The following is a 22,173-nucleotide window of genomic DNA, read 5'->3' as shown; positions in this document are numbered from 1 at the left end:
ATTCAGCCGATTGAAATAATTAAGTTCGCACAGGTGGCCAACGGTATATTATTGCCTGTCATCGCCACATTTCTGTTATGGGCGGTCAACCGGCCTTTGGTAATGGGGAAGCATAAAAATAATAGGATGCAAAATATATTCGGATTTCTCATTGTTGCCCTTGCCCTGGTTCTGGGAGCGAAAAGTATTCTTGCGGTTTTTGGATTGTTTTAAATTGTAGACCTTAAACATTAAACATCAAACGTCGGAGTAGGCTCCCGCGCAGCCTTAACCGAAACAGTAGTTACTGTCTTTGTTGACGTTATTAGATTGGGTTCTTTGGTAACTCACCTTGCTTAAAATTAGAAATTTACCGCCCTATCCATCAAATTCCACAACTCGGTATTTCTTTTTGTTCGTTGTTCATCATCTGATCGATTTTTGGCACATCAAAAAAATGAACCATCATGAAAAGCAAACCCATTTTTAGAAACCTATCCATAATAATCCTTCTTCTTCTAACCCAATTTGCCGTCTGCCAATCCGCCGTTTCCGGCACGGTCAACGACATATCGGGAATCCCGATTTCCGGGGCGAACGTCTATCTCGAAGGTACGTATGACGGTGCTTCGACCGATGAAAACGGGGCGTTTCGTTTTGAGACCTCCAAAACGGGCACCCAGACCTTGGTCATTTCCATGTTGGGCTATGAGCCGCAGTATGAAACGGGCGATGTGGCCTATTTTAACGGACTGGATATCAAAATGGTAGAGGCCATCAACGCACTGACCGGCGTGACCCTGACCGCCGGAACTTTCGAGGCGGGGGACAATTCAAAGGTTTCCGTACTCAAGCCCTTGGATATCGTGACCACAGCCGGTGCCGTTGGCGATATTGCGGCCGCATTGCAGACCCTGCCCGGCACCTCGACCGTCAGCGAAGACGGGCGCCTCTTCGTAAGAGGGGGCGATGCAGGCGAGACCCAGGTTTTTATCGACGGACTCCGTGTATTCCAGCCCTTCAATGCTACAGCCAACAATACGCCGACCCGGGGGCGATTCTCCCCCTTCCTCTTCAAGGGCATTACCTTCAGCACCGGTGGCTATTCCGCGGAATATGGGCAGGCCCTCTCCAGTGTTCTGTTGCTGAACACCACCGATGTTCCCGATCAAGAAAAGACCGACATTTCGATCATGTCCCTCGGTGGCGGGGTAGACCATACCGAAATCTGGGGCGATCGTTCTTTGAGCTTCAATACGCAGTATATCAATCTGGCGCCCTACGAAGCCCTTCTTCCCTCGGACCAAGGGGTACGCTGGAAGAGTCCCTATGAATCCATTTCCGGGGAGGCCGTTTTTCGTAGCAAAGGAGAGAAAAGTTTGTTCAAGCTATATACGGCCTTTAACAATGCCGATCTGGATATCGAGCAAGAGGATATCAATTTCGAGGATTTTACCCGTTTCCGCCTGACCAACCAAAATCTATACGTCAACACTTCCTATAAACATTTTTTCGCCAAGGAATGGACGCTGAACACCGGGGCCAGTGTTTCTAGGGATGCCAACGATATCGCGATTATAGAGGATGCTATCGACACAAGGGAAACGGCCTCGCACCTCAAGCTCAAATTAAATAAAAACTTTAGCAGCCGTTTCAACCTTTCACTGGGAGGCGAGTATTTCATCACCGATTACGTAGAGCGTTTCGAAGCGCCGGATGGCATTGCCTTCGATTCCGGGTATGACGACCAACTGTGGGCCGGTTTTATCGAGAGCGATATCTTTTTCAGCAATAGACTGGCCCTAAAGCTAGGGGCAAGAGGTGAGTATAGCGGTCTGATCGAAGATTTCACCCTATCGCCCCGGCTTTCGTTGGCCTACAAATCCAGTGAAAAAGGCCAATTCTCTTTGGCTTACGGGGACTTTTACCAGAATCCCGGTTCGGAGACGCTGCGGTACGACGGTTCGCTAAATTTTGAGAAAGCATCCCATTATATCCTGAACTATCAGTTTTTGGCCGAGGGAAAGACCTTTCGGGCCGAAGCTTACTATAAGGATTACGATGGACTGGTCAAATACAACACCGAAATGCCCCGGTTCGATTCCGATTTCAACAATTCGGGAAACGGATACGCATCGGGACTCGATATTTTCTGGAGGGACAACAAGAGTATCGAAAACCTAGAGTATTGGATGTCCTATGGCTATCTAGATACCGAAAGAAATTACAGGGATTTTAGGGAGCGGGCCAGACCTAACTTTGCACCAAAACACAATCTTTCGGTTGTGACCAAATACTGGATCGAAAAATGGCGCTCGCAGGTAGGCCTGTCGTATACCTATGCGTCCGGAAGGCCCTACGATAACCCCAACACCCCGGAATTTTTGGCAGGGCGCGCCAAGCCCTATAAAAGCCTGAGCTTCAACTGGGCTTATCTCATCGATCAGCAGAAAATCCTATATTTCTCCGTCAACAACGTGTTGGGCTTTGATAATATCAATAATTATCAATACGCCAATACACCCGGCACGGATGGAGTTTTCGGACGAAGGGCGATCCGTCCCGCGGCGGACAGTTTCTTTTTCGTAGGCTTTTTCTGGACCATCAGTAAGGACAATAAAAGCAATCAGCTGGACAATTTATAGGATTTAGAGCGTTAACGGATAGCCTTGTCCCGTAAAAGGAAAACCCTATCCCCAATTCATCCCCAAAAATTTACACTTCGGTAAACCATTTTCGCGTAAGCAAGCAAATAGTATCATTTTTGAACCATAAAATAAGAATATAAACTAAAAAACGAATCCTCATGAAAAATCTAATAATCATCATCCTTTTAGCAACAACGTTTTCGATCAGTGCCCAAGACAAATACACCGACGGCATGCAAAAGGCCATGCAACTTTGGCAAGAACAAAAGACAACGCCGGCCTCCAATCAATTCGAGCGCATCGCCATGGCCGAAGACGACAATTGGTTGCCTTATTATTATGTGGCCCTGGTGAACACGACGGCATCCTTTGGGGAGAAGGATAAAAAAATCATTACCCAACAGCTGGGAAAGGCGAAGGAGTTCAACGATATCGCCAAAAACCTGTCCCCCGACAACCCCGAGCTGCTGGTCATGGAGGCGATGATCAATACCGCTTGGATCGCCTTCGACGGTGCCACCTACGGCATGACACTTTCCGGAAAGAACGCTCAACTGTATCAACAGGCACTGCAGCTTGCCCCCGAAAACCCCCGGGTGGTTTTTTCCAAAGCGGAATGGGATATGGGCTCCGCGCAGTATTTCGGAAAAGATACCGCCCCCTATTGCAAAGATGTGGAGCGGGCTTTGGAACTTTTCGAAACTTTTGAGAATGACATCCCTTTTTACCCAAACTGGGGAAAGGATAGGGCGGAAGCGACAGCGAAACAGTGCAAAGGCGAATAAAAGGTCCACGTTGCTACTTTTTGCTACCTTTAATTCAAAGTTGGGTGCTGAACTCCATAGAATTAAGTAATTGACTGTTTGAAATTCGGGGTAAGCCCTAAAATGGACAGTTTTCATAACAGTCCCCAAGATATTTTTAAAATTCAGAGGGTTAGATAGATAACATATGCAAGTTTTTCTAAGGGAAATTTTTAAAGGAGCCATAGTTGGAACCTCCATCTTTGTCGTGTTGCTGATTATTGGCTACTTCAGTGGGGAATTCGATAACGGCCTTAACTATGACGAATTATGGAAAGAGTATTATCTCAACCTCATGTATTCGGTCATTATATATATGGCAAATGCCTATCTCTTCATTTACCTTTTGAAAGAATTCGACAAAAAACTATTTGGCCCGAAAAGCTTTCCGATTTCCCTTATCGGTACCGTGACCGTTTCCTTGGCGGCCTTGTTTTTCAGTCGTTTTATACATCGAACCGTTTTAGAGGGCATGCCGGTAAAGGAGTTTTGGGCCAAAGAAAGTTTGGGGTATTACTGGGTATCCATGGTCATAACTCTCGTGGTCTCGGTCATTTTCTACGTCTTTTTCTACTACAAATACCGTCAGGAATCCAAGTTTAAAGAACAAAAGATCATCGCGGGTACCGCATCCGCCAAATTCGATGCCCTTAAAAACCAGCTGGACCCCCATTTTCTTTTCAACAGCCTGAACGTGCTGACCAGCTTGATCGAGGAGAATCCGCAGCAGGCGCAAAAATTTACCACCTCGCTATCCAAAGTGTACCGGTATGTACTGGAACAGAAGAACAAGGATCTGGTTAGCGTTGACGAAGAGCTGCAATTTGCGAAAACCTATATAGAGCTTTTGAAAATGCGCTTCGAAGGTAGTATCGTTTTTGATATTCCCGATGCCAGTCAAGATCCCGAGGCCAAGATTGTGCCGCTATCCCTACAGCTCTTATTGGAAAATGCGGTTAAACACAATATAGTGACCGCCTCGAAACCCCTACATATACGAGTTTTTGAGGAGGATGGCGGTTTGGTGGTATACAACAACCTACAAGAAAAACAAACCGTCAAAAAAAGTAGTGGGGTAGGCCTGCGCAACATTCAGCAGCGCTATGGCATCCTTACCGACAAAACAGTGGAAATCGAGAAAAAGGATTCCGATTTTCGCGTACGCTTGCCCATACTTTCAAAAAGGGTGTCCGTCATGGAAACCCAAAAAGAGTATATTTCGGACAAGCGCTATGAAAAGGCCAAGGAAAGGGTAGAGACCGTCAAGGGGTTTTACGGCAACCTGATGGCCTACTGTATTGTAATCCCGTTCTTGTCCTTTTTGAATTACAAAACGGGAGGTTTTCCCTGGGTGCTGTTTCCCATATTGGGTTGGGGATTCGGTATAGCGATGCACGGCATGGAAGCCTTCGGTTACAATCCCATCTTGGGAAAACGCTGGGAAGAGAAAAAAATGCGGGAGTTTATGGAGGATGACCGGTTTTGAGTCCAGAGGAAAAGGGAGCGGACAATTCATCCCCAAAAACCGACACTTCGGAAAACAACTTTTACACCGATAGGATGTTTTTCTGAAATTTGGATAGATTAATTCAGTGAAATCAAAAATCATGGAAAACACACATAAAGAAAACAAGTACCTGCGCGCCAAGGAGCGAGTAGAAGAAACCAGAAAGTTTTACACCGGCCTGATGTCCTACGCAGTGGTCATTTCGTTACTTGCGGGACTGAACTATTACATCGACCAATGGGATTACCCCTGGTTTCTATGGGCCGCCTTCGGATGGGGGATCGGATTGGCCTTTCAGGCGGCAAAGGCCTTCAATCTAAATCCCTTTTTCGGACGCAGTTGGGAAGAGCGTAAAATCAAGGAATTTATGCAAGAGGACGAGCGCAAGGCGCGGTGGGAGTAAGGGCAGTGAACATAAAAAGTGAAAAGTAAATAGTAAATGGTTGTCAGTAAACAGGGAACAGTTTTTCTTTAACCATATAACTAAATATCATGGAAACAAATAAAAGAGACAAGCAATTAAAAGCCAGAAAAAGGGTCGAGGAGCTCAAGGATTTTTGCATTCACTTAACGGTATACGTATTGGTCAACCTTTTTATTATAATCACGACAGTTACCGCCCGCATGAACAACGGCGAGGATTTCGTTGAGGGGTTTTTCAATTTCGGCACTTTTGCAACCGCAATATTCTGGGGAATCGGCCTGGCATTTCATGCCGCAAATACCTTTGCTTATAACCCGTTCTTTAGCAAGGACTGGGAAGAGCGTCAGATTCAAAAGTATATGGAAGAAGATAGAAGGGAAGCGGAGAAGTTTGGAAAGCATTAGGCAGTAAACAGTAAAAAGTGAACAGTAATTTTGTAACATTCAATCGGCATTATGGTAAATAGTAGTCAAAGCAAAAGAAAATTTTCAAAATATTCGAAGGCCAAAAAGCAGGTAGAGGCCATTAAAGGATTTTACAATCATTTGACCACATATCTTTTGGTGAATGCGGGACTTTTTTTGCTTAACTCGAATATCTTGGATTTTTTTGAAAAAAATGGTGAAAACACCGTGAAATTCTTGGACTGGCTTCATTGGAATATCATTGCCACGCCTTTGATATGGGGTGTAGGCCTGCTGTTCCACGGACTTTACGTTTTTAAGTTCAAATCCATTCTCCTAAAAGATCTAAAGCCCAAAATACTAAAGGATTGGGAAGAAAAACAGATTCAAAAATTTATGGAGGAAGACCAAATGGATTCGGAAGGATATAGATAAAAAATTAGTGACAATTAGCGTCCTTTAAGAAGTTTATGAGTTTAAAAAAGTATAAGTTTAGCTGTTGAAGCTGGCTAAACCACCAACCAAACCATCCTATCAATCTAAAAATCCCATAATCCTGCTAAGACAGAAGAAGCCCAAACCATGACCACCATAATTATAGAAGACGAAAAACCCTCCGCCCGCCGCCTGTCACGACAATTGGCAAATCTGGGGGTTGAGGTAACCACCATGCTACACTCCGTTGAGGAATCCATCGAATGGTTTAAAAACAACGAACATCCCGACCTGATCTTTTTGGATATTCAGCTTTCAGACGGACTGTCCTTTGAAGTATTCGATGCCGTCGAAGTACATAGCGCCATTATCTTTACCACGGCCTACGACGAGTATGCGCTACAGGCCTTTAAACTGAACAGCATCGATTACCTGTTAAAACCTATCGATGACGAAGAATTGGAGGTAGCCGTAAAAAAATACCGTACTCTGAAGCCTTCGCGCCAAAAAATGGCGTTGGATTTCGAGGATATCAAAAAATTATTGATTAATCCACTGGAAAGGGAATACAAAAAACGCTTTACCGCCAAAGTAGGCCAGCACTTAAAAATTATAAACGCCGATGAGGTCGAGTGTTTTTATAGTGAAAACAAAGGCACCTATGCCGCAACTTCCGATGGAAGAAATTACCTGCTCGATACTACTTTAGAAAATCTGGAGGGCGAGCTTCAGCCTAAAACCTTCTTTCGGGTGAGCCGTAAATTCTATGTGAATATAAACCATATCAAAGACATCATTTCCTATACCAATTCACGATTACAGATCAAGCTAAACCGATTTTCTGAACAGGAAATCATCGTGAGTAGGGAGCGGGTTCAGGATTTTAAGTTATGGTTAGAGTAGCGGAGTATAAATTATTGATTATTAACTATTTTTGGGTAACTATAGATTTTTCTTATAACAAATATTTTGAAGGGTATTTCTTATTTTTCAATGCGATTTTCATCAAATGAAGAAGGTAATAATTTCGGGATCAACTTGATGAAAATAGGGAGCAGAACCGCTCCCCCTGGAAGTATAAAAATGGCTAATGAGGGTATACTTTTAAAAACATCCATCAGTTGGTTTTGCACCTTTTTCTTTTCTTCTACGGTGAGGTCTTTTACGGTAGATTTGGAAAGTAAGAATACCAGTTCCTTACTTTCTGAAAGTTCCTTTTGTAAGCGTTTGCTATTTCTTAGAATAAGTTTGTCCACCACTTTGGCCATACTATCGTAGAATTGTACTGCGGCATTGGTATCTTTCAAAAAGGGAATGACATCTGCATTCTTCCGGAAAAAAACCATGGTTTGTTTCATGGATATGGCGATATGTCCATCATCGAATCCAAGGCTTTTACCGAGCCCGAAAATAAATTCCGACTCCCTGTAATCCAGCGATTTATCCTCCCAGACGGTCATACAGGCGATATCGAGTAAATATTGGTTCTCGTAAACGCTGCGTTCGTCCCACAATTTTTCACGATAGGTTCCGTCATAGTTTTCCGCATCGCTATCGATAAAACTGAGCGATGCCGCAAACAGATCCGCCAGCCGTTCATCGCTTTTGCTCTTTTCTTTCGAACTCAATGCGTGATAGGTAATGTTGATGGACAGATATTCCAACGATTCCGCATGCTTTCGAATGTCTTCGGGATTGGAGAGATATCTTTTAAAAAGTAGTACATCGATACATAAAAGGGAATTTGTAATGATGCGGTTAAAGGTCTTGCTCAATACATTATCGGCCAGATATACCCGAGAATCTATCAGTTTTTCAAGCTGTGCGGATGTTTTACGACCGGTGAGTATTTTGTTGAGAAATGAACTATGGCTGACCTTAAGATCTTTGTAGAATTGAAAAACACGGGTTAGAAAATGCCCAAAATCAGGTTCTCTTGAGGTCAAGCTGAACGTAATGTAAAGCGAGTTCAGTAGATTTATTTTTGCTTTTTCGTCCTCCGAAAGGCTGTGTTCGGGCGCAATGAAATCGGGGATCGCCGTATTGATACCATAAATGAACCCCGTTTTTTTTAATGCTCCGTATAACGCGTCAAAATTTGCATATAGATCTACATCCCTTATAATCAAGGAGCCAAATTTATCGATCCAACCGGAAGCGGAGGGGTTCATGGGCTTGTAACTGAATTCGTAAAATTACCATAAAAAGGACAAAGAATTTCATGTAGCAAGTTAGTGGGGACTTTTATTTCAATGGAAAACTTTCGTTTTTTGGATAAGTCCTAATTATTTGGATAAGTCCTACTATTAAGGAGGGGAAACAGAAAACAAGTTTTCTAATTATTCGTCAAAGTTACAATGACAACCTTTAACGGCACTATTTTTATCGAAAAACAAGCTTCATGGGGTTATTAGATCATGATACATCGGAATGAGCTTGCGAATTTTGTAAGAAAAGTTCTATTTAACTTTATTTTAACAATTATTATAAAACCTTGGAACTTATATCTCGTTAGTAGTGATGAATAATAATCTTTAAAACTGTAAAAATGAACAAAACAAAACTTTTATTTGGGCTGGGAATCTTGGCCGTAGTGGGAATTGTCCTAGTGGCCGCGGATCACATCGATGCTCCAGGTACAACTAACAATACCGCTGACATCGCCGATTTTTACGGCTTCGAATCACCTTCCAACGAAGCCAACACTGTATTTATTGTAGACTTGCAGACAAACGTCATGCCTGATTTGGCGTACGGTACTTTTGACGAAGACGTATTGACCGAAATCAATATTGACACTACCGGTGATTTGATCGAGGATATGGTCATTCAGGCCTTGCCCCGCGGCGATACCATGTATTTTTTCGGCCCTGCCGTTCCGACCGCAACCGGACTTAATGGTGAAGTATTGGTAAATAATCCTCTAGGTAAGGTGGCTATTTCAGCTGCCGAGGCGGTCACAACGACTACAGATGACGGCGTTTCCCTTTTTGCAGGACCACGTCAAGATGCCTTCTTTTTTGACTTTGGGCAATTTAACAAGGTAATCGGTGGCGAGGCTCCTGAGGGTTTTTTAGCTGCTGATCAAGCGGTAGACACTTTCGATGGTTCGAATACCATGTCTCTTGTGGTCGAGATACCCAACGCAATGTTGGGTGAAGCGATGGGTACGAACGTAATAGGCGTGAATGTCTATAAGACATGGGTAACTACCAATAGAAAACAATAACAACAAATCTTTAAAATAGAAAATAATGAATTTACATACTTTAAAATATACACTCTTATCGTTTTGCGCCCTATCTCTGGTAGTTGCCTGTAGCGATGATGATAATGGACCTGCTATCGTTCAGATAACTTGTGACGACGGAATTATGAACGGTACCGAAACCGGAGTTGACTGTGGGGGTACTTGCGAACCTTGTGAGGAGCCTACAACACCTGTAGCCATTGATTTTACAGGGACTTTCGCCCAAGTTGATTATATGGGACGACCTGGTATCAATACGGTTTTGAGTCCTGATAGCGATACAAAGAATATGTTCAATCAAGCAATTCCCAACCAAATGGGAGCCATATATCAACCCATATTTGAAGCTCAATTGGAAGGTTTGCACGATGTATACGCCGGTTTATTAGGATTGAATGCGGAAGACGTAGATTATCAGCCTAACATTTTAGGTGACATACTCAACGGCGCTGATAATGATGGGACTATGAATAACCCCGTGAGCGCTACAGTGTTAACTACTGTACTGGCAAACGATGTACTCGAAATAGCTCCTGATGCGGCAACGACCTATTTCAACCCAGGTTCAGGTGCTCCGGATTTTACCGGTGCCATAGGTTTTACCGGAAGAACCCCACAAGATGACGTGATAGACGTATCCCTTATCCTTCTTTTTGGAGGTGCGGATGGGGCACGTTTCAACGGCCAAGAACTTGAAGGTGGTGGAAATCTGCCACGACTAGTATCCGATGGAGTAGCCCTTACGGCATCCCCATCTGACGAATTCCCATACTTGGGAGCTCCTGAATAAGACACCAGTCTATGAAAAAGGGAGTTATTGGGGGAGGATGGGTTTCCCGTCCTCCTTTTTTTATCCTATTTAATTATCGAATACGCCCGACCCTGCTTACAACACCAAAAGAATAGAAGAACTACGAAAATTCGGAAGATGAGATACATTACTACTTTTATATTGGTACTATTTTTATCGGCTTGCCAAACGGATAATGACGACCAAATAACAAATACAAAGGATTACGATAAATATCTGACCTCTAATCCCCCGAAAACCAGTTCAAAATACTTCGAACTTTGGAATTCAAAGATCAAGCCCGATAGCTCGCAACTGATGAGCTTTGGAATCGTCGGTGGGGAGTACAACCGCTACTTTCAGAACTCCGGTGATATCAAATACCTGAAAAAAGCAGAAAAAGCACTAAAAAAAGCTGCCGATATTGCCAATGTCGGCCGAGCGGGAATGTATAGGGCTTTGGCACGAAACTATATTTCTCAGCACCGGTTTAAGGAAGCCAGGCAATGGGCCGATTCGTCACGCGCCATAGGCAGCGGCCTCGACCAAACCCAAGGCTTGATGTTCGACGTGCACATGGAACTCGGTAATTATGATACGGCCGAAAAGTATCTTGACAGCCTTAAAAACATGGAAGATTTCGGATACCTGATCCGTGTGGCCAAATGGAACGACCATAACGGAGATCTTGATACGACCATCCGTTTTATGGAAAAAGCTAAAGAGCAAGCCGAAAATTCCAAAAACACCGAATTGATGCTGTGGTCGTACACCAATTTAGCGGACTATTACGGCCATGCCGGTAGAATCAAAGACTCCTACAATCATTATTTAATGGCCTTACGGATAGATTCTGAAAATGCCTATGCTAAAAAGGGCATTGCTTGGATTGTATTTTCACATGAAAAAAAACCTGAAGAGGCGATGCGCATTTTAGACTCCGTAACCAATTACTATAAGTCTCCCACCTACTTTTTACTAAAGTCGGAAATCGCTGAATATATGGGCGATGATATGAAAGGTGTGGCCAATCTTGATAAATATTTCGAATTGGTGCAAGATTCAGCGTATGGCGATATGTACAATGCTTACAATATTTCGCTCTATTTAAATGAGACCGAACAGTTTGATAAAGCCTTTGAGTTAGCAGAAACGGAGGTAGCGAACAGGCCGACCCCCGAATCCTACAGTTTTTTGGCCTATTCCTATCTAAAAATGGGCGATGCCCAACAAGCGCTTGACATCGTTGAGGAGCACATCGAGGGCAAGACTTATGAGCCTGCCGTTTTACTTCGTACCGCCGAAATCTATAAGGCAACCGGTTCGAGCGATAAGGTAAAGGAGCTTAAAGACGAACTGCTCGGCGCGGTCTACGAATTGGGCCCGGCTACGGAAAAGGAAATTGCGCAGTTGTAAACGTAGAAGTTCAACCCGTTAAAATTTTTGCTTCAGGCAGATTTGTGGGAGAGGATGCTTGTAATATTCCTATCATTTTTTGGTAAGAAAGGATTTTTGAGGTGAAATGATTAACTTTTCTGTAGGAAATTACGATTCCATTAACTAATTTTAACTTACCAAAAATGATTTTGCTATTCGGAAAATCTTAGCAGATTCGAACTTTTAAACATAATTTGAATACGGCAAATCCCCTTAACTACTAGTTCAATGGTCTATTTCTTATTCTTCGTTTGGCTTGCTTTTATGCTCCTTCTGTTTTACCGGATTTTCGTTGCCCGCAAGGCCTTGCGAAAGCTATTAAAGGCAGGTAAGTGAATTTTGGGTCCCCCTCTTTTAATTAGAGCAATTAATTTACGCATTCGTGATAGGGGCTATCAGCAATTGCAAGTACCTTTCCCTCTTATGAGGAGAACGGATCAACCTATGTCAGATTATGGAATTCACCCGAAATCGGACACTTTTAAAATCCTGGGAATTATCATATTATGTGTTTTTTGTACCACTGTAATGAAGGCACAGAATCAATCCAAAGGCTCGAAACGATTTACCGTCCGGGATTCTACCAAAAACTGGAAAATTTCCGCCTTTCCCGTAGCGTTTTACACCCCAGAGACCGCATTTGGTTTTGGTGGACTCGGAATAGGAACTTTTCGGTTAAAGGACGAAACCTTCGACACCAGGCCCTCTTCCATACAATTGGGAATTAGTTATACAACGAAAAACCAATTTTTACTCTATGCCCCGTTCGATTTTTATAAAGACGACGAAAAATGGCGTTTGGAAGGCGAATTGGGCTTTTACAACTATTTTTACAATTTTTTCGGTGTCGGTATTGACTCAAAGGAAGAGGATGAAGAAACCTATGAAGTCACCTTTCCCCGGGCCCGTGTTGCCTTATTGCGCGAACTGTTTCCTCGATTTTTTGCGGGATTGGCGTACGAATTCGATGCTTTTTATAATTTGAAAGTTGAGGAGAGCGGTATTTTAGAGGCTTCCGACGTACCGGGAAAAAGGGATGGTACGGTTTCTAATTTGGGTGTGGTCGCAGTGTACGATACCCGTGACCATATATTTTTTCCTACCAAGGGCGTGTATATTCAGGGGAAACTATTTTCGTCGTCAAAGATATTTGGGTCTAGCTTTGGCTATGTGAAATATGAACTTGACAGTCGCTATTATCAAAAGGTGGGCAAAAAACAGGTAGTGGCCGCCAATCTTTTCTTGGGAAGCAGCACCGAGGGCACTCCATTCTACGACCTGTACTATTTGGGATCAAAACGGACGCGAGGCATAAACAACCGCCGTTTTCAAGACAATACGGAACTTAGCCTGGCTTTGGAATACCGGTTTCCAATAGCAGGTCGTTTCGGTGGAGCTGTGTTCGGCTCGACCGGTACCGTGGCATCCGATTTGGGCAAAAATAGTTGACTCCGCCTATAAAAATGCCGCCGGTGCCGGCCTGCGCTACATTGTTAACCAAAGGGATGGTGTACGAATCCGAGTGGACTATGGTATTTCTGGCGAAGGGGGCAACTTTTATTTTACGATCAAGGAAGCGTTTTGATTACAGCTCCGTAAAATTATCCAAATCCAACGTCCAGTCGTAATCTTTGTAGGTAATGTCTATCTTTTTGGTGCTGGGGATGATATCGTATTGCTTAAGAATATCCTTTACTCCGCTTTTACAGCCAAAATCGCCTCGAAACCAGCTAAATAGGGGAGTAGTCTTGACCTCTCTTATGTCGGAATCGTACTGTGACACTCGCTTTAGATAGGCCTCGGTGCCCTTATCGAATTGCTCCTCAAGTCGATCGGCTTCGTAGATGGCGACTGGTGGACAGTCTTTAGCACCGCAGTTCAACGCAAAATGAATATGATAATTGCGATCATTGACCCGAAGTTTACGCTCGAATTTGTTGGGAAACCATTTTCGTATCAGTCCCCCGCCCAATTCCCATTGGGATTTACGGATGATACCGTGTTCGATCTTGGCAAAGGAAATTAGTCTTCCCGCAATGGGAATCTGCTCCTTTTTAAAGAAGGACTGCCTATCTTTGTACAGATCTGGATTTTCTGTAAGGATCACCTGTATATAGGCATTGTAGATATTCGTCCAAAATGCCAGTTTTTCAGTGTCCGTCTTTAGTCCATTTTCCAGTTCCTCTAAGGTCGCACTGTACAATTGTGCCCTGATTTCATTGGTACTTTGCTCGTTGATGATGTTTTTAAGGAATTCTTCCGAAAAGACATTAAAATTCGAAATTTTTGCATTCTGGTTCTGGGCTTGCACAGTGAAAAGTACGAAAAAAGCGTACAGTGCAGTAGTTAAATATTTAAATCGGAATAGGTTCATTAAATTTGTTTATGGTTTGTGTTGATATGTACGTAAAAAGGTATATTTAGGTTTGGTCGGAAATTTCCTCCGAACCTTAACGGCTAACTTACGAAGATAGTGCGGATCAACCGACAATCATTGAATTATTGTTATATTCATCAACCGATATCTCCTGCCTCTAGGCGAACCCTTTTATGACAAGCATCATCATTCCCGCCCATAACGAAAAGGAAAATTTAAAAGAATTATTGCCACAATTAGCGGAATTTCGCAAAGACTTTCCCGTAGAAATAATATTGGCACTTTCTTCCGATAATTCCGATGGTTCCGAAACTTTGGCATCGGTGTATCCTATCAAATGCATTCAATGTAAGAAAAAGGGAAGGGCAGTACAAATGAATTCCGCGGCCAACCTAGTAAAGGAAGGTATTCTGGTTTTTTTACATGCGGATGTTACCCCTCCCGATACGTTTATTTCGGATATTTCAACCGCGATTAAAGAGGGATTCGATGCTGGCTTTTTTTCGTACCATTTCGATAAAAAAAGTGTTGCCCTACAAGTAAACTCCTTCTTTACCGCCAAGGATGGTATTTTTACGGGCGGCGGGGATCAGTGTCTTTTTATTAAAAAGAAAGTTTTCGATACGCTCGGCGGTTTCGACGAGAAACAGGTATTGATGGAGGATTTTGAGTTTTTTCGAAGGATGAAAAAGAGTAATGTACGGTACACAATCGTAAAAGAAGACCTTATTGTTTCTGCCAGAAAATACAGGAACAATTCGTATATAAAAATAAATCTGGCCAACTTTTTATTGGTCATACTTTTTAAGTGCGGCTATCCGGCAAAAAAATTAAACTCGCTGCACGACCGACTGAACAACATGCCCTACCAAAATAATGCATAGCGTATTGCTTTGAAGAATTAAGTTATTCTTATCTGTGATTCAAATCGTCACTGAACCGATCAACCTGAAGAAATGGCCAAAATTATCAACGGAATCCAACAGATAGGTATAGGAACGGCCGATGCCAGGAAGGTTTTCGACTGGTACCAAAAATATTTGGGTTTCGATATCCTTGTTTTTGAAGATGTGGCCCCGGCCAGTCTGATGACCCGATATACCGAAGGCAGTGTTCAGAACCGACTTGCGCTTTTGGCCCTGAACATGATCGGGGGCGGGGGACTTGAAATATGGCAGTTCAAGGATCGCACGCCGCAGGCCCCTGAACAGGGGTTACAACTCGGTGACCTGGGCATCAATGTCATGAAAATCCGATCGCGGAGTGTGTCCGAAGCATATAAACATCTGAACGGGCTGTCTCTAAAAACTATAACATCCATCCATAAGGAGTCGCATTTTTTCTTTTCCGATCCTTGGTCGAATTGGGTGCAAATAGTACAGGAAGATTTTATGTTTACTCCTTCAAGACATTTTTCCGGTGGGGTACTAGGGGCGTTGATAGGAGTTTCGGACATGGAAGTTTCCCTGAATTTTTATAGAAATTTGTTGGGCTACGATATCATTGAAAGCGACCTGAAGGGAGTTGTTGATGATTTTACCGATCTACCCGGCGGAAAGGGAATGTTTAGACGTGTTCTTTTAAAACATGGCAAACGGCCCGTTGGAGGTTTTGGAGAACTTTACGGCCCTTCCCAAGTTGAACTGGTGCAATCGTTGGATCGTAGTCCGATCCCTATTTTCAAAGACCGGATGTGGGGCGATTTGGGGTATATTCATCTGTGTTTCGATGTGCGGGGCATGGATGTCCTTCGCGATGAGGCCAAAAACTTAAACTATCCGTTTACCGTCGACAGTGCCGATAGTTTCGATATGGGCGATGCGGCGGGCAGATTCGCCTATATCGAAGATCCGGACGGCACCTTGATCGAATTGGTAGAGACCCATAAAGTGCCCATTTTCAAATGGCTGGGAATTCACATAGACCTTAAAAAAAGACATCCTGAAAAACCGCTACCCAAATGGTTGGTCAAAATGATGCGGGTACATCGGGTAGGATAATGAAAGAACCCAAAAATTATTTCGAGGGGGTTAACGAAACGATTTTGCAGTGTTACCTTTGCCGAAAAATTGGCACATTATCCACTTCATCCGAGCGGCATTGCTGTTTTGGCCACTAAAATGGCCGGGCATACGATATTGGGTGATGATTTTGAGTTTTACCATGCTGCCCTTTTGGGGGGCGACCAGAGTTTACGAGGCTATCGAAACGAGAGGTTCAACGGTAAGACCGCGTTCTATCACAGTACGGAACTTCGCGTGGGCATTACAAGATTCAGGACCAATTTCGTACCCCTACAGATCGGTGTGAGCGCAGGATTCGATTACGGCAGGGTATCGTCTGACGGAGGGCAATCGAGAAGTGGCACAACGACTTCGGAGGTTCAGTTTGGGTAAGCGGTTTCAGTGCCTTGACGGGCAATCTCGGTCTGTATCACGGTGATGACGGTAACCGTTTACTGTTAAGCCTCGGCTTTACTTTTTAATTTTTTTCACGTGCTATTTTATGTAGGGAGCAAAATGGCTTTTGGTTCTGTACCTGTATAGTCCAAGGTCGAACGGAAATAAAAATCCCCATAAACCATGTGTTTACGGGGATTGATGTCTTAATGTTTATCGTTCTATGAAGAGGAAACCGCCCCCAAGGTATATAACTGTTCCATAGTCGGCCCCTCGCTGCCTCCTGCTGGCTCAAGTGTGATACCGAAAGCCTCTGATTCGTTGGGGTTGTTCAAGGTAAATACCTTGTTTTCGTCCGTTTGGAAGTCTTCGAGAAGTCCCACGCTCGTCGGTGTCAGGGGATCCATTTTCAATGACCATACCTGATATACCATGCCGTCTGGAGGCTCGGGCAAGCCTTGCGCATCGATAAGTACCTTGTTCTGCTCTTTATTCCAGTAGGCCTTGGCGTAGGAATCGGGAGAAACCTCTTGACCGGCCAATGGCACCACGCTAACGTTCCTATCCCGTAAGGAGGTCAAAAGTTCTTTGGTTTCGGTCAGTGATCCCCTTGCCTCGAGAATTTGCTGCTCCAACACTTCGTTTTGCCCGTTGACCATTTCGATATCCGATTTCAGCTCGTCGTTCTGTACGTAGAACCACAGCAATCCGGCACCGAAAAGTATGGCGGCCGCCCAACCGATGTATTTGCCTAAGTCGGACTTTTCCTCTTTGGGTAACTGTATCACCTTGCTATCCTTTCGTTCGCCGATACGGACTTTTACATCGTCAAAACCTTTTCTCTTTTGGTAAGCTGGAGCTACGGCCTGTGTCAATTCAAGAATAGCTGCCTCGATGGCAAGAATTTCGTTTTTTATCGCGACATGTTCGGTAGCAATTTTATGTACTTCCAAATTTTCTTCCTCCGTTAGCAAGCCTGCCACGTAGAGTTCCAAAATGCCCGATGCTATGTATTTTTCTACTTCCATTCCAATGTGATATTTTCCCTGAGTTTAGAAATACAGCTTCTGTTCCTGGTCTTTACCGTTCCTAAAGGTATGTCGAGCTCATGGGATGCCTCTTTTTGGGTATATCCCCTGAAATAGAGCATTTCAATAATCTCAAGACACTTTTCCTTTAAGTTTAGTACCAGTTTTTTAAGCGCGGAAGTATCGATGGTGGTTTCGTTCGGTTGCTCGTTAGTATCCGCTCTGTTCAAAATACCTACGAAGTAATCTGCGGACAGATTTTTTTGTTGGTCTTTATAGGATTTTGAGCGCACTTTATCGATGGCCGCATTACGGGCAATGTTCAATATCCAAGTGAAGAAACGCCCTTTTGACGGGCTATAGCTGTCGGATTTGTGCCAGATTTTCGTAAAAACATCTTGGGTGATCTCTTCGGCCAGAAATTTGTCCCTGACCACGGTGTTGATTACACCGCAAATGTTCTCCCAGTACATCTCATAGAGTTTTTCAAAGGCTATCACATCCTTTTTCTGGAAACGCGTTACTAGTTCATCTAAATCCATCAATATATAGTATTGGTAAGTTAAGCCTTTGCGAAATCCTGAAGTTGAATAAACTTCGAAAGTGTGATTCGGTCCGAGCCTTTATCAATTAAAAAAAAGTCAAAAACGTTTCGGTTATAAATATATAAAAAAAACCGCCAACATGGCGGTTTTTATCTGTTCTTCAATCTATTCGGTGATTTCACCACAGCTGACCCTTGCCCCGGCGGCACCGCTGGGTTGTGAGGTGAAGTCATCCGCATCTTGGTGAACGACTACCCCGTGACCAATGATGTTCTTTTGAGTGTCATCACAACCGATGCACCATTTATCGGTAGTAAATTCCATAGTGGCATTTCCATCGGCATCAGCGGTAAGGTTACCTATATCGCCATCATGAAACCCTTCGGCATCTCCCCACTTACCGTGTTTTTCATCGGTCGGGTTCCAATGTCCGCCTGCAGATGTACCATCATCGGCGGAACAGTCCGCATTTTCATGGATGTGAATGGCGTGCTCGCCATCCGCGGCAAGTCCCGTAAGATCAACTGACATGGTTACCTCCTCATTTTTTTGGGTAAAGGTTATGGTACCCTGCACTTCACTTCCACTCTTTGGCATCATCTGAACGGTGAGGGTCTTGCCCATCATATCGTTTTTCATGGCGTTGGTGTCGTCGTTCATTCCGTCCATTGTTTCTTCCATAGAATCACCAGTCTCATCGGGGTCCCTTTTTACTTCTTTACAACTGTAAGAGCCTATCAAAAAGAGGCCTACAAGCGTTAATTGAATTGTTTTCATGTTTTAGGTTTTTTTAATTCGAACATAAAGGTACTAATATTTTTATCTCGATTTTGCTCTAAACGATTTGATTTTAACAGTATCGAGGTATCTTTCTAGAGAATTGGTTCCCCTACTCGACACTATTTTTCTTGAAAAATTCCCTAAAATCGGGATTGTAGAAGACACCGATCTGTAAGCGGTCGAAATGGGCCGTGGGAAAATGATTTTTCAAGTATCCCACCTGTACGCTTAGATTTCCGGTTATGTTGGCCCCCAATGCGGCATAAAGCCTATTTTGACCAAAGACTTCGTTTTGCAGGTTCACGAAAATCTCGTCATAAAAGTTCAAAAAGAAAATTTTGCTCAGCGGCAAGGTGACCTGTAGGCGATACCGCGCCCTGTGTTGCGTGTCGGTGCGGTCTCCAAAATCAAGAAAGCGCTGCTCCAAGCGATACCGGTGCTCAAATTTGAGCTTCCCTACCTCATTCTTTAATATGAATTGCTCGAAAATACGGTGCTCTAAGGAGTTCTTCTCCCCTGAAAATTTCTCGAACGTGTCGTCGGTAGCAATATAACCATACCCCAAGGTAGCAATGGCATTTGAATCTATATGATAGTTCAGCCCGGTGCGAAGCAAGAGTTGATTGAAATTCTTACCGTTTTCAAAATATCGCAATTGCGCTTCGGTATGGAGGCTCAATTCTTCGGAAACGGTATTCGTGCCGAAGTACATGTGCCAGGAACCGAGTTCGTTTTCGCCGGTTTCCTGGGCATATAAGATAGTAGAAGAAAGTAAAATAAAAGTAAAAAGTATTCGATTCATATTTATTAAAAATTTCGGGCTTAGTTTTTTTTCTGGCGGTAGGTATTCAAGTTCGAATCCCCTATTCCAAGATTCAGACTCCATCTCCCTGGGTTCGCCGTCTTCGATACTTAGATGCATTCCACGGGTTCAATGGAGTTCGTTATTTTATGCTAAAAGTATCCGTCTCCTTAAAAGGCGAAACATTTAACCGTTCTATTGCATCCCGGTATGCCTTCCAAGTAATCTTGAAAAAGGCATTGGTTTTCTCCAAGGCCGCTTTTAGGTCGGTCTCCGCAAAGCGGATGAGTTTCTTTTCGGTTTCGGTAAGGCCTTGCTGTCGGCTTTCTACATAGTCACTGGCGGTTCCGATACGCTGCATCACGGTGATTTCGGGATTTCGGGTAATGCCCTGTCGTTTATCATCCTTTCCGAGATATAGGGCGACGACCGAATCGATTTGTTTTACAATGTCTTTGGAAGCCTCGATTTGGTTCTTGTATTTTTTCTTGTCCAATGTCTTTAGGTCCTTCTGGTACTTTTCGGCCAAGTTCTTGCTCTCGACCAGCTGTTTGACGGCATTGGCGGCCGTCTGGGTCATGCCTTCCAGTTGCTTGGCGCTCTGGTAAACCGCGTCAATCGAAGTTGTGGATACGTTAAATCGGGGATCGGATTGCACCTCGACGGTAGTTTCATCCGTTAGTTCGCCATAGCTTACCTTCACCTTGTAGCTGCCCGGTTTCACCGAAATGCCTCCCGGTTCGTTTTTGTCGGTATCAATTTTTCGTTTGGGATAGCTCGGCCCTTTTTCGTCCATGTTCCAATAGATACGGTGGAAGCCGGGTTTTTCAGGGGTTTTGTATTTGAGGGTTCGTATCAATCGCTCGCCATCGTAAAAATCGAATTGAATGGAATCCTTTTTTTGCACGCCGGTTACTATGTCCTCGTTATTGGGACTCAAACTGTCGTTGGATACGTTTGACGCGGCCATCTGTTTCTCTTTATCGGGATTGCCTTGAGCGGTGACATTCGTACTTTCTCCTTCCTTATTTCGGGTTTTCCTTTTTTTTCCTTCGGATGGTTTTCGCATCTCCTTCATCTCCTTGGGTTCGTCGTCATCGGATATGGAATCTTTCTTCTTTTTCCCTTCCTTAATATAATAGGTCAACATCGCCCCTTCTTTCCGGTTTTCGCCGTTGTAGATAGCATCGGCACCGAACCGGCTTCCTGTCGGTTGTTGATAGGCCGCCTGGTAGGCAATCGGTGGATCAAAAAGTTGGATGTCTTTTTTTAGGATGGATATGTCCCCGGCCAAGGCCCGCAGCGGACGAATATCGTCCATCACCCAAGCGGCGCGGCCGAAGGTGCCGATGACCAGGTCGTGTTCCCTAGGATGGATGACCAGATCATTGGTGGATACCGTGGGATAGCCTTCCGTCCATTTTTGCCATTGGCTTCCGGCATCGAAGGATATATAAAGTCCATCGTCCGTACCCAAGAAAAGTAGATCGGGGTTCTCGATGTCTTCGACAATCGAGAGCGTGTAACTCTCCACATCGTTTTCGTCGACGATGCGTTCCCACGTCTTTCCATAGTCTTTGGTACGGTAGGCATAGGGTTTGTAATTGAACCTGCGATAATCGTTGGCGATCAATAGGGCCTCGCCCTTGTTTTTGTACGATGCCTTGATTTGGGCGATCCAGCTTCCTCTGGGCAAATCGCCGATGTTGTCGGTGACCTCGATCCAGTCTGTGCCACCGTTGGTGGTATAATGTACCCGGCCGTCATCGCTGCCCGCCCAAATCATATCTTTTTCGATAGGGGAAGCCTCGATGACCAAAATGGTGGTATAGTTCTCCGCCCCGGTGGCATCGATGGTGAGTCCGCCGCTTTCGTCCTGTTTCTGCTTTGTGGGGTCGTCGGTGGTCAGATCGGGAGAAATGATCTCCCAAGTTAGGCCCTTGTCGGTACTTTTATGTACGAACTGGCTTCCAAAATAGACCGTTCCGTTATCGAAGGGATCCTGGGCGATGGCGGAGTTCCAGTTAAAACGCAACTTTGTATCGGCATCGGGCGGGGTAGGGCGTACCAGATAGTTATTGCCCGTGATATGGTCATACCGGCTGACATAGCCTTGTTGGCTCATCGCATATCCGAAGCGGGAATTATCCTTGTCCGGAACCACATCGAAACCGTCGCCAAAGGCGATTTCTTGCCAATAGTCGTTGCGGATGCCCTGATCTTTCCAGACATAGGCGGGACCGCGCCAAGAACCATTGTCTTGCATACCGCCGTATACGTTATAAGGATGCTCGTTATCGACATTGATATGGTAGAATTGCGCCACGGGCAGATTTCCTATAAATCGCCATGATCGGCCACCGTCTTTGGTGATGTTGAGTCCGCCATCGTTACCGTCCAACATAAACTGTCCGTTTTTGGGATGCATCCACCAGGCGTGGTGGTCGGGGTGTATGCCATTGTTCACCTGATAGGCCGGCATCAGTTGGGTAAAGGACTTCCCACCATCTTCGGATACATTAATATAGGTAAAGACGGAGTATACCCGATTTTCGTTCTGCGGAT

At 44.2% G+C, this 22,173-nt stretch carries 21 protein-coding genes and 1 pseudogene; 15 read left to right on the top strand and 7 right to left on the bottom strand.

What is annotated here, in order from left to right:
• The 8 genes and pseudogenes from ACEW8S_RS16985 to ACEW8S_RS16950 form a co-directional block, all read left to right on the top strand.
• A pseudogene (locus tag ACEW8S_RS16985) lies at nt 1-213 on the top strand (divalent metal cation transporter); the annotation flags it as partial.
• A 233-nt stretch (nt 214-446) separates the two neighbouring features.
• Nucleotides 447-2,624 carry a carboxypeptidase-like regulatory domain-containing protein gene (locus ACEW8S_RS16980; RefSeq protein ID WP_373519309.1) on the top strand — a complete coding sequence of 726 codons (2,178 nt, stop codon included), beginning with the start codon at nt 447-449 and terminating at the stop codon, nt 2,622-2,624.
• A gap of 161 nt (nt 2,625-2,785) precedes the next feature.
• A complete protein-coding gene (locus ACEW8S_RS16975) occupies nt 2,786-3,412 on the top strand; it encodes a hypothetical protein (protein ID WP_373519308.1) in 627 nt (208 codons plus the stop codon).
• 166 nt (nt 3,413-3,578) lie between these two features.
• Nucleotides 3,579-4,916, top strand: a complete 1,338-nt coding sequence (locus ACEW8S_RS16970; RefSeq protein WP_373519307.1) for a 2TM domain-containing protein — start codon at nt 3,579-3,581, stop codon at nt 4,914-4,916.
• Between the two features lie 121 nt (nt 4,917-5,037).
• Complete coding sequence (locus ACEW8S_RS16965) at nt 5,038-5,340, top strand: 2TM domain-containing protein (protein WP_373519306.1); 303 nt, start codon at nt 5,038-5,040, stop codon at nt 5,338-5,340.
• An 89-nt stretch (nt 5,341-5,429) separates the two neighbouring features.
• On the top strand, nt 5,430-5,765 hold the full coding sequence (locus ACEW8S_RS16960) for a 2TM domain-containing protein (protein ID WP_373519305.1): 336 nt from the start codon (nt 5,430-5,432) through the stop codon (nt 5,763-5,765).
• A gap of 51 nt (nt 5,766-5,816) precedes the next feature.
• Nucleotides 5,817-6,200: a 2TM domain-containing protein gene (locus ACEW8S_RS16955; protein WP_373519304.1), complete on the top strand. Its 384-nt coding sequence runs from the start codon at nt 5,817-5,819 to the stop codon at nt 6,198-6,200.
• Nucleotides 6,201-6,347: 147 nt separating this feature from the next.
• Complete coding sequence (locus ACEW8S_RS16950; RefSeq protein WP_373519303.1) at nt 6,348-7,103, top strand: LytR/AlgR family response regulator transcription factor; 756 nt, start codon at nt 6,348-6,350, stop codon at nt 7,101-7,103.
• Nucleotides 7,104-7,183: 80 nt separating this feature from the next.
• On the opposite strand, the gene ACEW8S_RS16945 is transcribed toward ACEW8S_RS16950, so the two are convergent.
• Nucleotides 7,184-8,371, bottom strand: a complete 1,188-nt coding sequence (locus ACEW8S_RS16945; RefSeq protein ID WP_373519302.1) for an LETM1-related biofilm-associated protein — start codon at nt 8,369-8,371, stop codon at nt 7,184-7,186.
• A gap of 377 nt (nt 8,372-8,748) precedes the next feature.
• Here ACEW8S_RS16945 and ACEW8S_RS16940 point away from each other — a divergent pair, with 377 nt between their 5' ends.
• The 4 genes from ACEW8S_RS16940 (at nt 8,749) to ACEW8S_RS16925 (ending at nt 13,126) form a co-directional block, all read left to right on the top strand.
• Entirely contained in the window at nt 8,749-9,429 is a 681-nt protein-coding gene (locus ACEW8S_RS16940; protein WP_373519301.1) for a DUF4331 family protein, read from the top strand.
• 25 nt (nt 9,430-9,454) lie between these two features.
• The gene (locus ACEW8S_RS16935) at nt 9,455-10,240 is read left to right on the top strand and encodes a DUF4331 family protein (protein WP_373519300.1); all 786 of its coding nucleotides are present in this window, start codon (nt 9,455-9,457) and stop codon (nt 10,238-10,240) included.
• 138 nt (nt 10,241-10,378) lie between these two features.
• Nucleotides 10,379-11,656 carry a tetratricopeptide repeat protein gene (locus tag ACEW8S_RS16930; protein WP_373519299.1) on the top strand — a complete coding sequence of 426 codons (1,278 nt, stop codon included), beginning with the start codon at nt 10,379-10,381 and terminating at the stop codon, nt 11,654-11,656.
• A gap of 549 nt (nt 11,657-12,205) precedes the next feature.
• Nucleotides 12,206-13,126 (top strand): BamA/TamA family outer membrane protein, encoded by a 921-nt coding sequence (locus ACEW8S_RS16925; protein ID WP_373519298.1) that lies wholly within the window; start codon nt 12,206-12,208, stop codon nt 13,124-13,126.
• A 136-nt stretch (nt 13,127-13,262) separates the two neighbouring features.
• Here the strand turns inward: ACEW8S_RS16925 and ACEW8S_RS16920 are convergent, their stop codons facing one another.
• A complete protein-coding gene (locus ACEW8S_RS16920; protein ID WP_373519297.1) occupies nt 13,263-14,051 on the bottom strand; it encodes a DUF547 domain-containing protein in 789 nt (262 codons plus the stop codon).
• A gap of 176 nt (nt 14,052-14,227) precedes the next feature.
• Here ACEW8S_RS16920 and ACEW8S_RS16915 point away from each other — a divergent pair, with 176 nt between their 5' ends.
• The 3 genes from ACEW8S_RS16915 to ACEW8S_RS16905 all read left to right on the top strand — a co-directional run bounded on the left by ACEW8S_RS16915 (nt 14,228) and on the right by ACEW8S_RS16905 (nt 16,450).
• The gene (locus ACEW8S_RS16915) at nt 14,228-14,938 is read left to right on the top strand and encodes a TIGR04283 family arsenosugar biosynthesis glycosyltransferase (protein WP_373519296.1); all 711 of its coding nucleotides are present in this window, start codon (nt 14,228-14,230) and stop codon (nt 14,936-14,938) included.
• Nucleotides 14,939-15,010: 72 nt separating this feature from the next.
• Nucleotides 15,011-16,054 carry a VOC family protein gene (locus ACEW8S_RS16910; RefSeq protein ID WP_373519295.1) on the top strand — a complete coding sequence of 348 codons (1,044 nt, stop codon included), beginning with the start codon at nt 15,011-15,013 and terminating at the stop codon, nt 16,052-16,054.
• Nucleotides 16,055-16,123: 69 nt separating this feature from the next.
• Nucleotides 16,124-16,450 (top strand): BamA/TamA family outer membrane protein, encoded by a 327-nt coding sequence (locus ACEW8S_RS16905; protein ID WP_373519294.1) that lies wholly within the window; start codon nt 16,124-16,126, stop codon nt 16,448-16,450.
• Between the two features lie 224 nt (nt 16,451-16,674).
• Here the strand turns inward: ACEW8S_RS16905 and ACEW8S_RS16900 are convergent, their stop codons facing one another.
• From ACEW8S_RS16900 to ACEW8S_RS16880, 5 genes are all read right to left on the bottom strand, one after another.
• A complete protein-coding gene (locus ACEW8S_RS16900; protein WP_373519293.1) occupies nt 16,675-17,481 on the bottom strand; it encodes an anti-sigma factor domain-containing protein in 807 nt (268 codons plus the stop codon).
• Nucleotides 17,472-18,023: an RNA polymerase sigma factor gene (locus tag ACEW8S_RS16895; RefSeq protein WP_373519292.1), complete on the bottom strand. Its 552-nt coding sequence runs from the start codon at nt 18,021-18,023 to the stop codon at nt 17,472-17,474. Before ACEW8S_RS16895 ends, ACEW8S_RS16900 begins: the two co-directional genes overlap by 10 nt.
• Nucleotides 18,024-18,191: 168 nt before the next feature.
• Nucleotides 18,192-18,803: a superoxide dismutase family protein gene (locus tag ACEW8S_RS16890; protein WP_373519291.1), complete on the bottom strand. Its 612-nt coding sequence runs from the start codon at nt 18,801-18,803 to the stop codon at nt 18,192-18,194.
• 112 nt (nt 18,804-18,915) lie between these two features.
• Complete coding sequence (locus ACEW8S_RS16885; protein ID WP_373519290.1) at nt 18,916-19,608, bottom strand: DUF2490 domain-containing protein; 693 nt, start codon at nt 19,606-19,608, stop codon at nt 18,916-18,918.
• A 142-nt stretch (nt 19,609-19,750) separates the two neighbouring features.
• On the bottom strand, nt 19,751-22,173 hold a 2,423-nt coding region (locus ACEW8S_RS16880; RefSeq protein ID WP_373519289.1), incomplete at its 5' end, for a hypothetical protein.

Origin of the sequence: Pricia sp., assembly GCF_041745955.1 — a bacterium.
Classification (GTDB): domain Bacteria; phylum Bacteroidota; class Bacteroidia; order Flavobacteriales; family Flavobacteriaceae; genus Pricia.
The sequence above is the reverse complement of the archived record's forward strand: the minus strand, read 5'-3'. Positions and strand labels throughout refer to the sequence as shown.

Excerpts from the sequence above, each read along its gene's own strand:
- ACEW8S_RS16975 (WP_373519308.1), top strand. The coding sequence starts at position 2,786 with ATGAAAAATCTAATAATCATCATCCTTTTAGCAACAACGTTTTCGATC.
- ACEW8S_RS16890 (WP_373519291.1), bottom strand. The coding sequence starts at position 18,803 with ATGAAAACAATTCAATTAACGCTTGTAGGCCTCTTTTTGATAGGCTCT.
- ACEW8S_RS16935 (WP_373519300.1), top strand. The coding sequence starts at position 9,455 with ATGAATTTACATACTTTAAAATATACACTCTTATCGTTTTGCGCCCTA.
- ACEW8S_RS16895 (WP_373519292.1), bottom strand. The coding sequence starts at position 18,023 with ATGGATTTAGATGAACTAGTAACGCGTTTCCAGAAAAAGGATGTGATA.
- ACEW8S_RS16910 (WP_373519295.1), top strand. The coding sequence starts at position 15,011 with ATGGCCAAAATTATCAACGGAATCCAACAGATAGGTATAGGAACGGCC.
- ACEW8S_RS16925 (WP_373519298.1), top strand. The coding sequence starts at position 12,206 with ATGAAGGCACAGAATCAATCCAAAGGCTCGAAACGATTTACCGTCCGG.
- ACEW8S_RS16965 (WP_373519306.1), top strand. The coding sequence starts at position 5,038 with ATGGAAAACACACATAAAGAAAACAAGTACCTGCGCGCCAAGGAGCGA.
- ACEW8S_RS16980 (WP_373519309.1), top strand. The coding sequence starts at position 447 with ATGAAAAGCAAACCCATTTTTAGAAACCTATCCATAATAATCCTTCTT.
- ACEW8S_RS16900 (WP_373519293.1), bottom strand. The coding sequence starts at position 17,481 with ATGGAAGTAGAAAAATACATAGCATCGGGCATTTTGGAACTCTACGTG.
- ACEW8S_RS16885 (WP_373519290.1), bottom strand. The coding sequence starts at position 19,608 with ATGAATCGAATACTTTTTACTTTTATTTTACTTTCTTCTACTATCTTA.
- ACEW8S_RS16915 (WP_373519296.1), top strand. The coding sequence starts at position 14,228 with ATGACAAGCATCATCATTCCCGCCCATAACGAAAAGGAAAATTTAAAA.
- ACEW8S_RS16930 (WP_373519299.1), top strand. The coding sequence starts at position 10,379 with ATGAGATACATTACTACTTTTATATTGGTACTATTTTTATCGGCTTGC.
- ACEW8S_RS16960 (WP_373519305.1), top strand. The coding sequence starts at position 5,430 with ATGGAAACAAATAAAAGAGACAAGCAATTAAAAGCCAGAAAAAGGGTC.
- ACEW8S_RS16945 (WP_373519302.1), bottom strand. The coding sequence starts at position 8,371 with ATGAACCCCTCCGCTTCCGGTTGGATCGATAAATTTGGCTCCTTGATT.
- ACEW8S_RS16955 (WP_373519304.1), top strand. The coding sequence starts at position 5,817 with ATGGTAAATAGTAGTCAAAGCAAAAGAAAATTTTCAAAATATTCGAAG.
- ACEW8S_RS16970 (WP_373519307.1), top strand. The coding sequence starts at position 3,579 with ATGCAAGTTTTTCTAAGGGAAATTTTTAAAGGAGCCATAGTTGGAACC.
- ACEW8S_RS16940 (WP_373519301.1), top strand. The coding sequence starts at position 8,749 with ATGAACAAAACAAAACTTTTATTTGGGCTGGGAATCTTGGCCGTAGTG.
- ACEW8S_RS16950 (WP_373519303.1), top strand. The coding sequence starts at position 6,348 with ATGACCACCATAATTATAGAAGACGAAAAACCCTCCGCCCGCCGCCTG.
- ACEW8S_RS16920 (WP_373519297.1), bottom strand. The coding sequence starts at position 14,051 with ATGAACCTATTCCGATTTAAATATTTAACTACTGCACTGTACGCTTTT.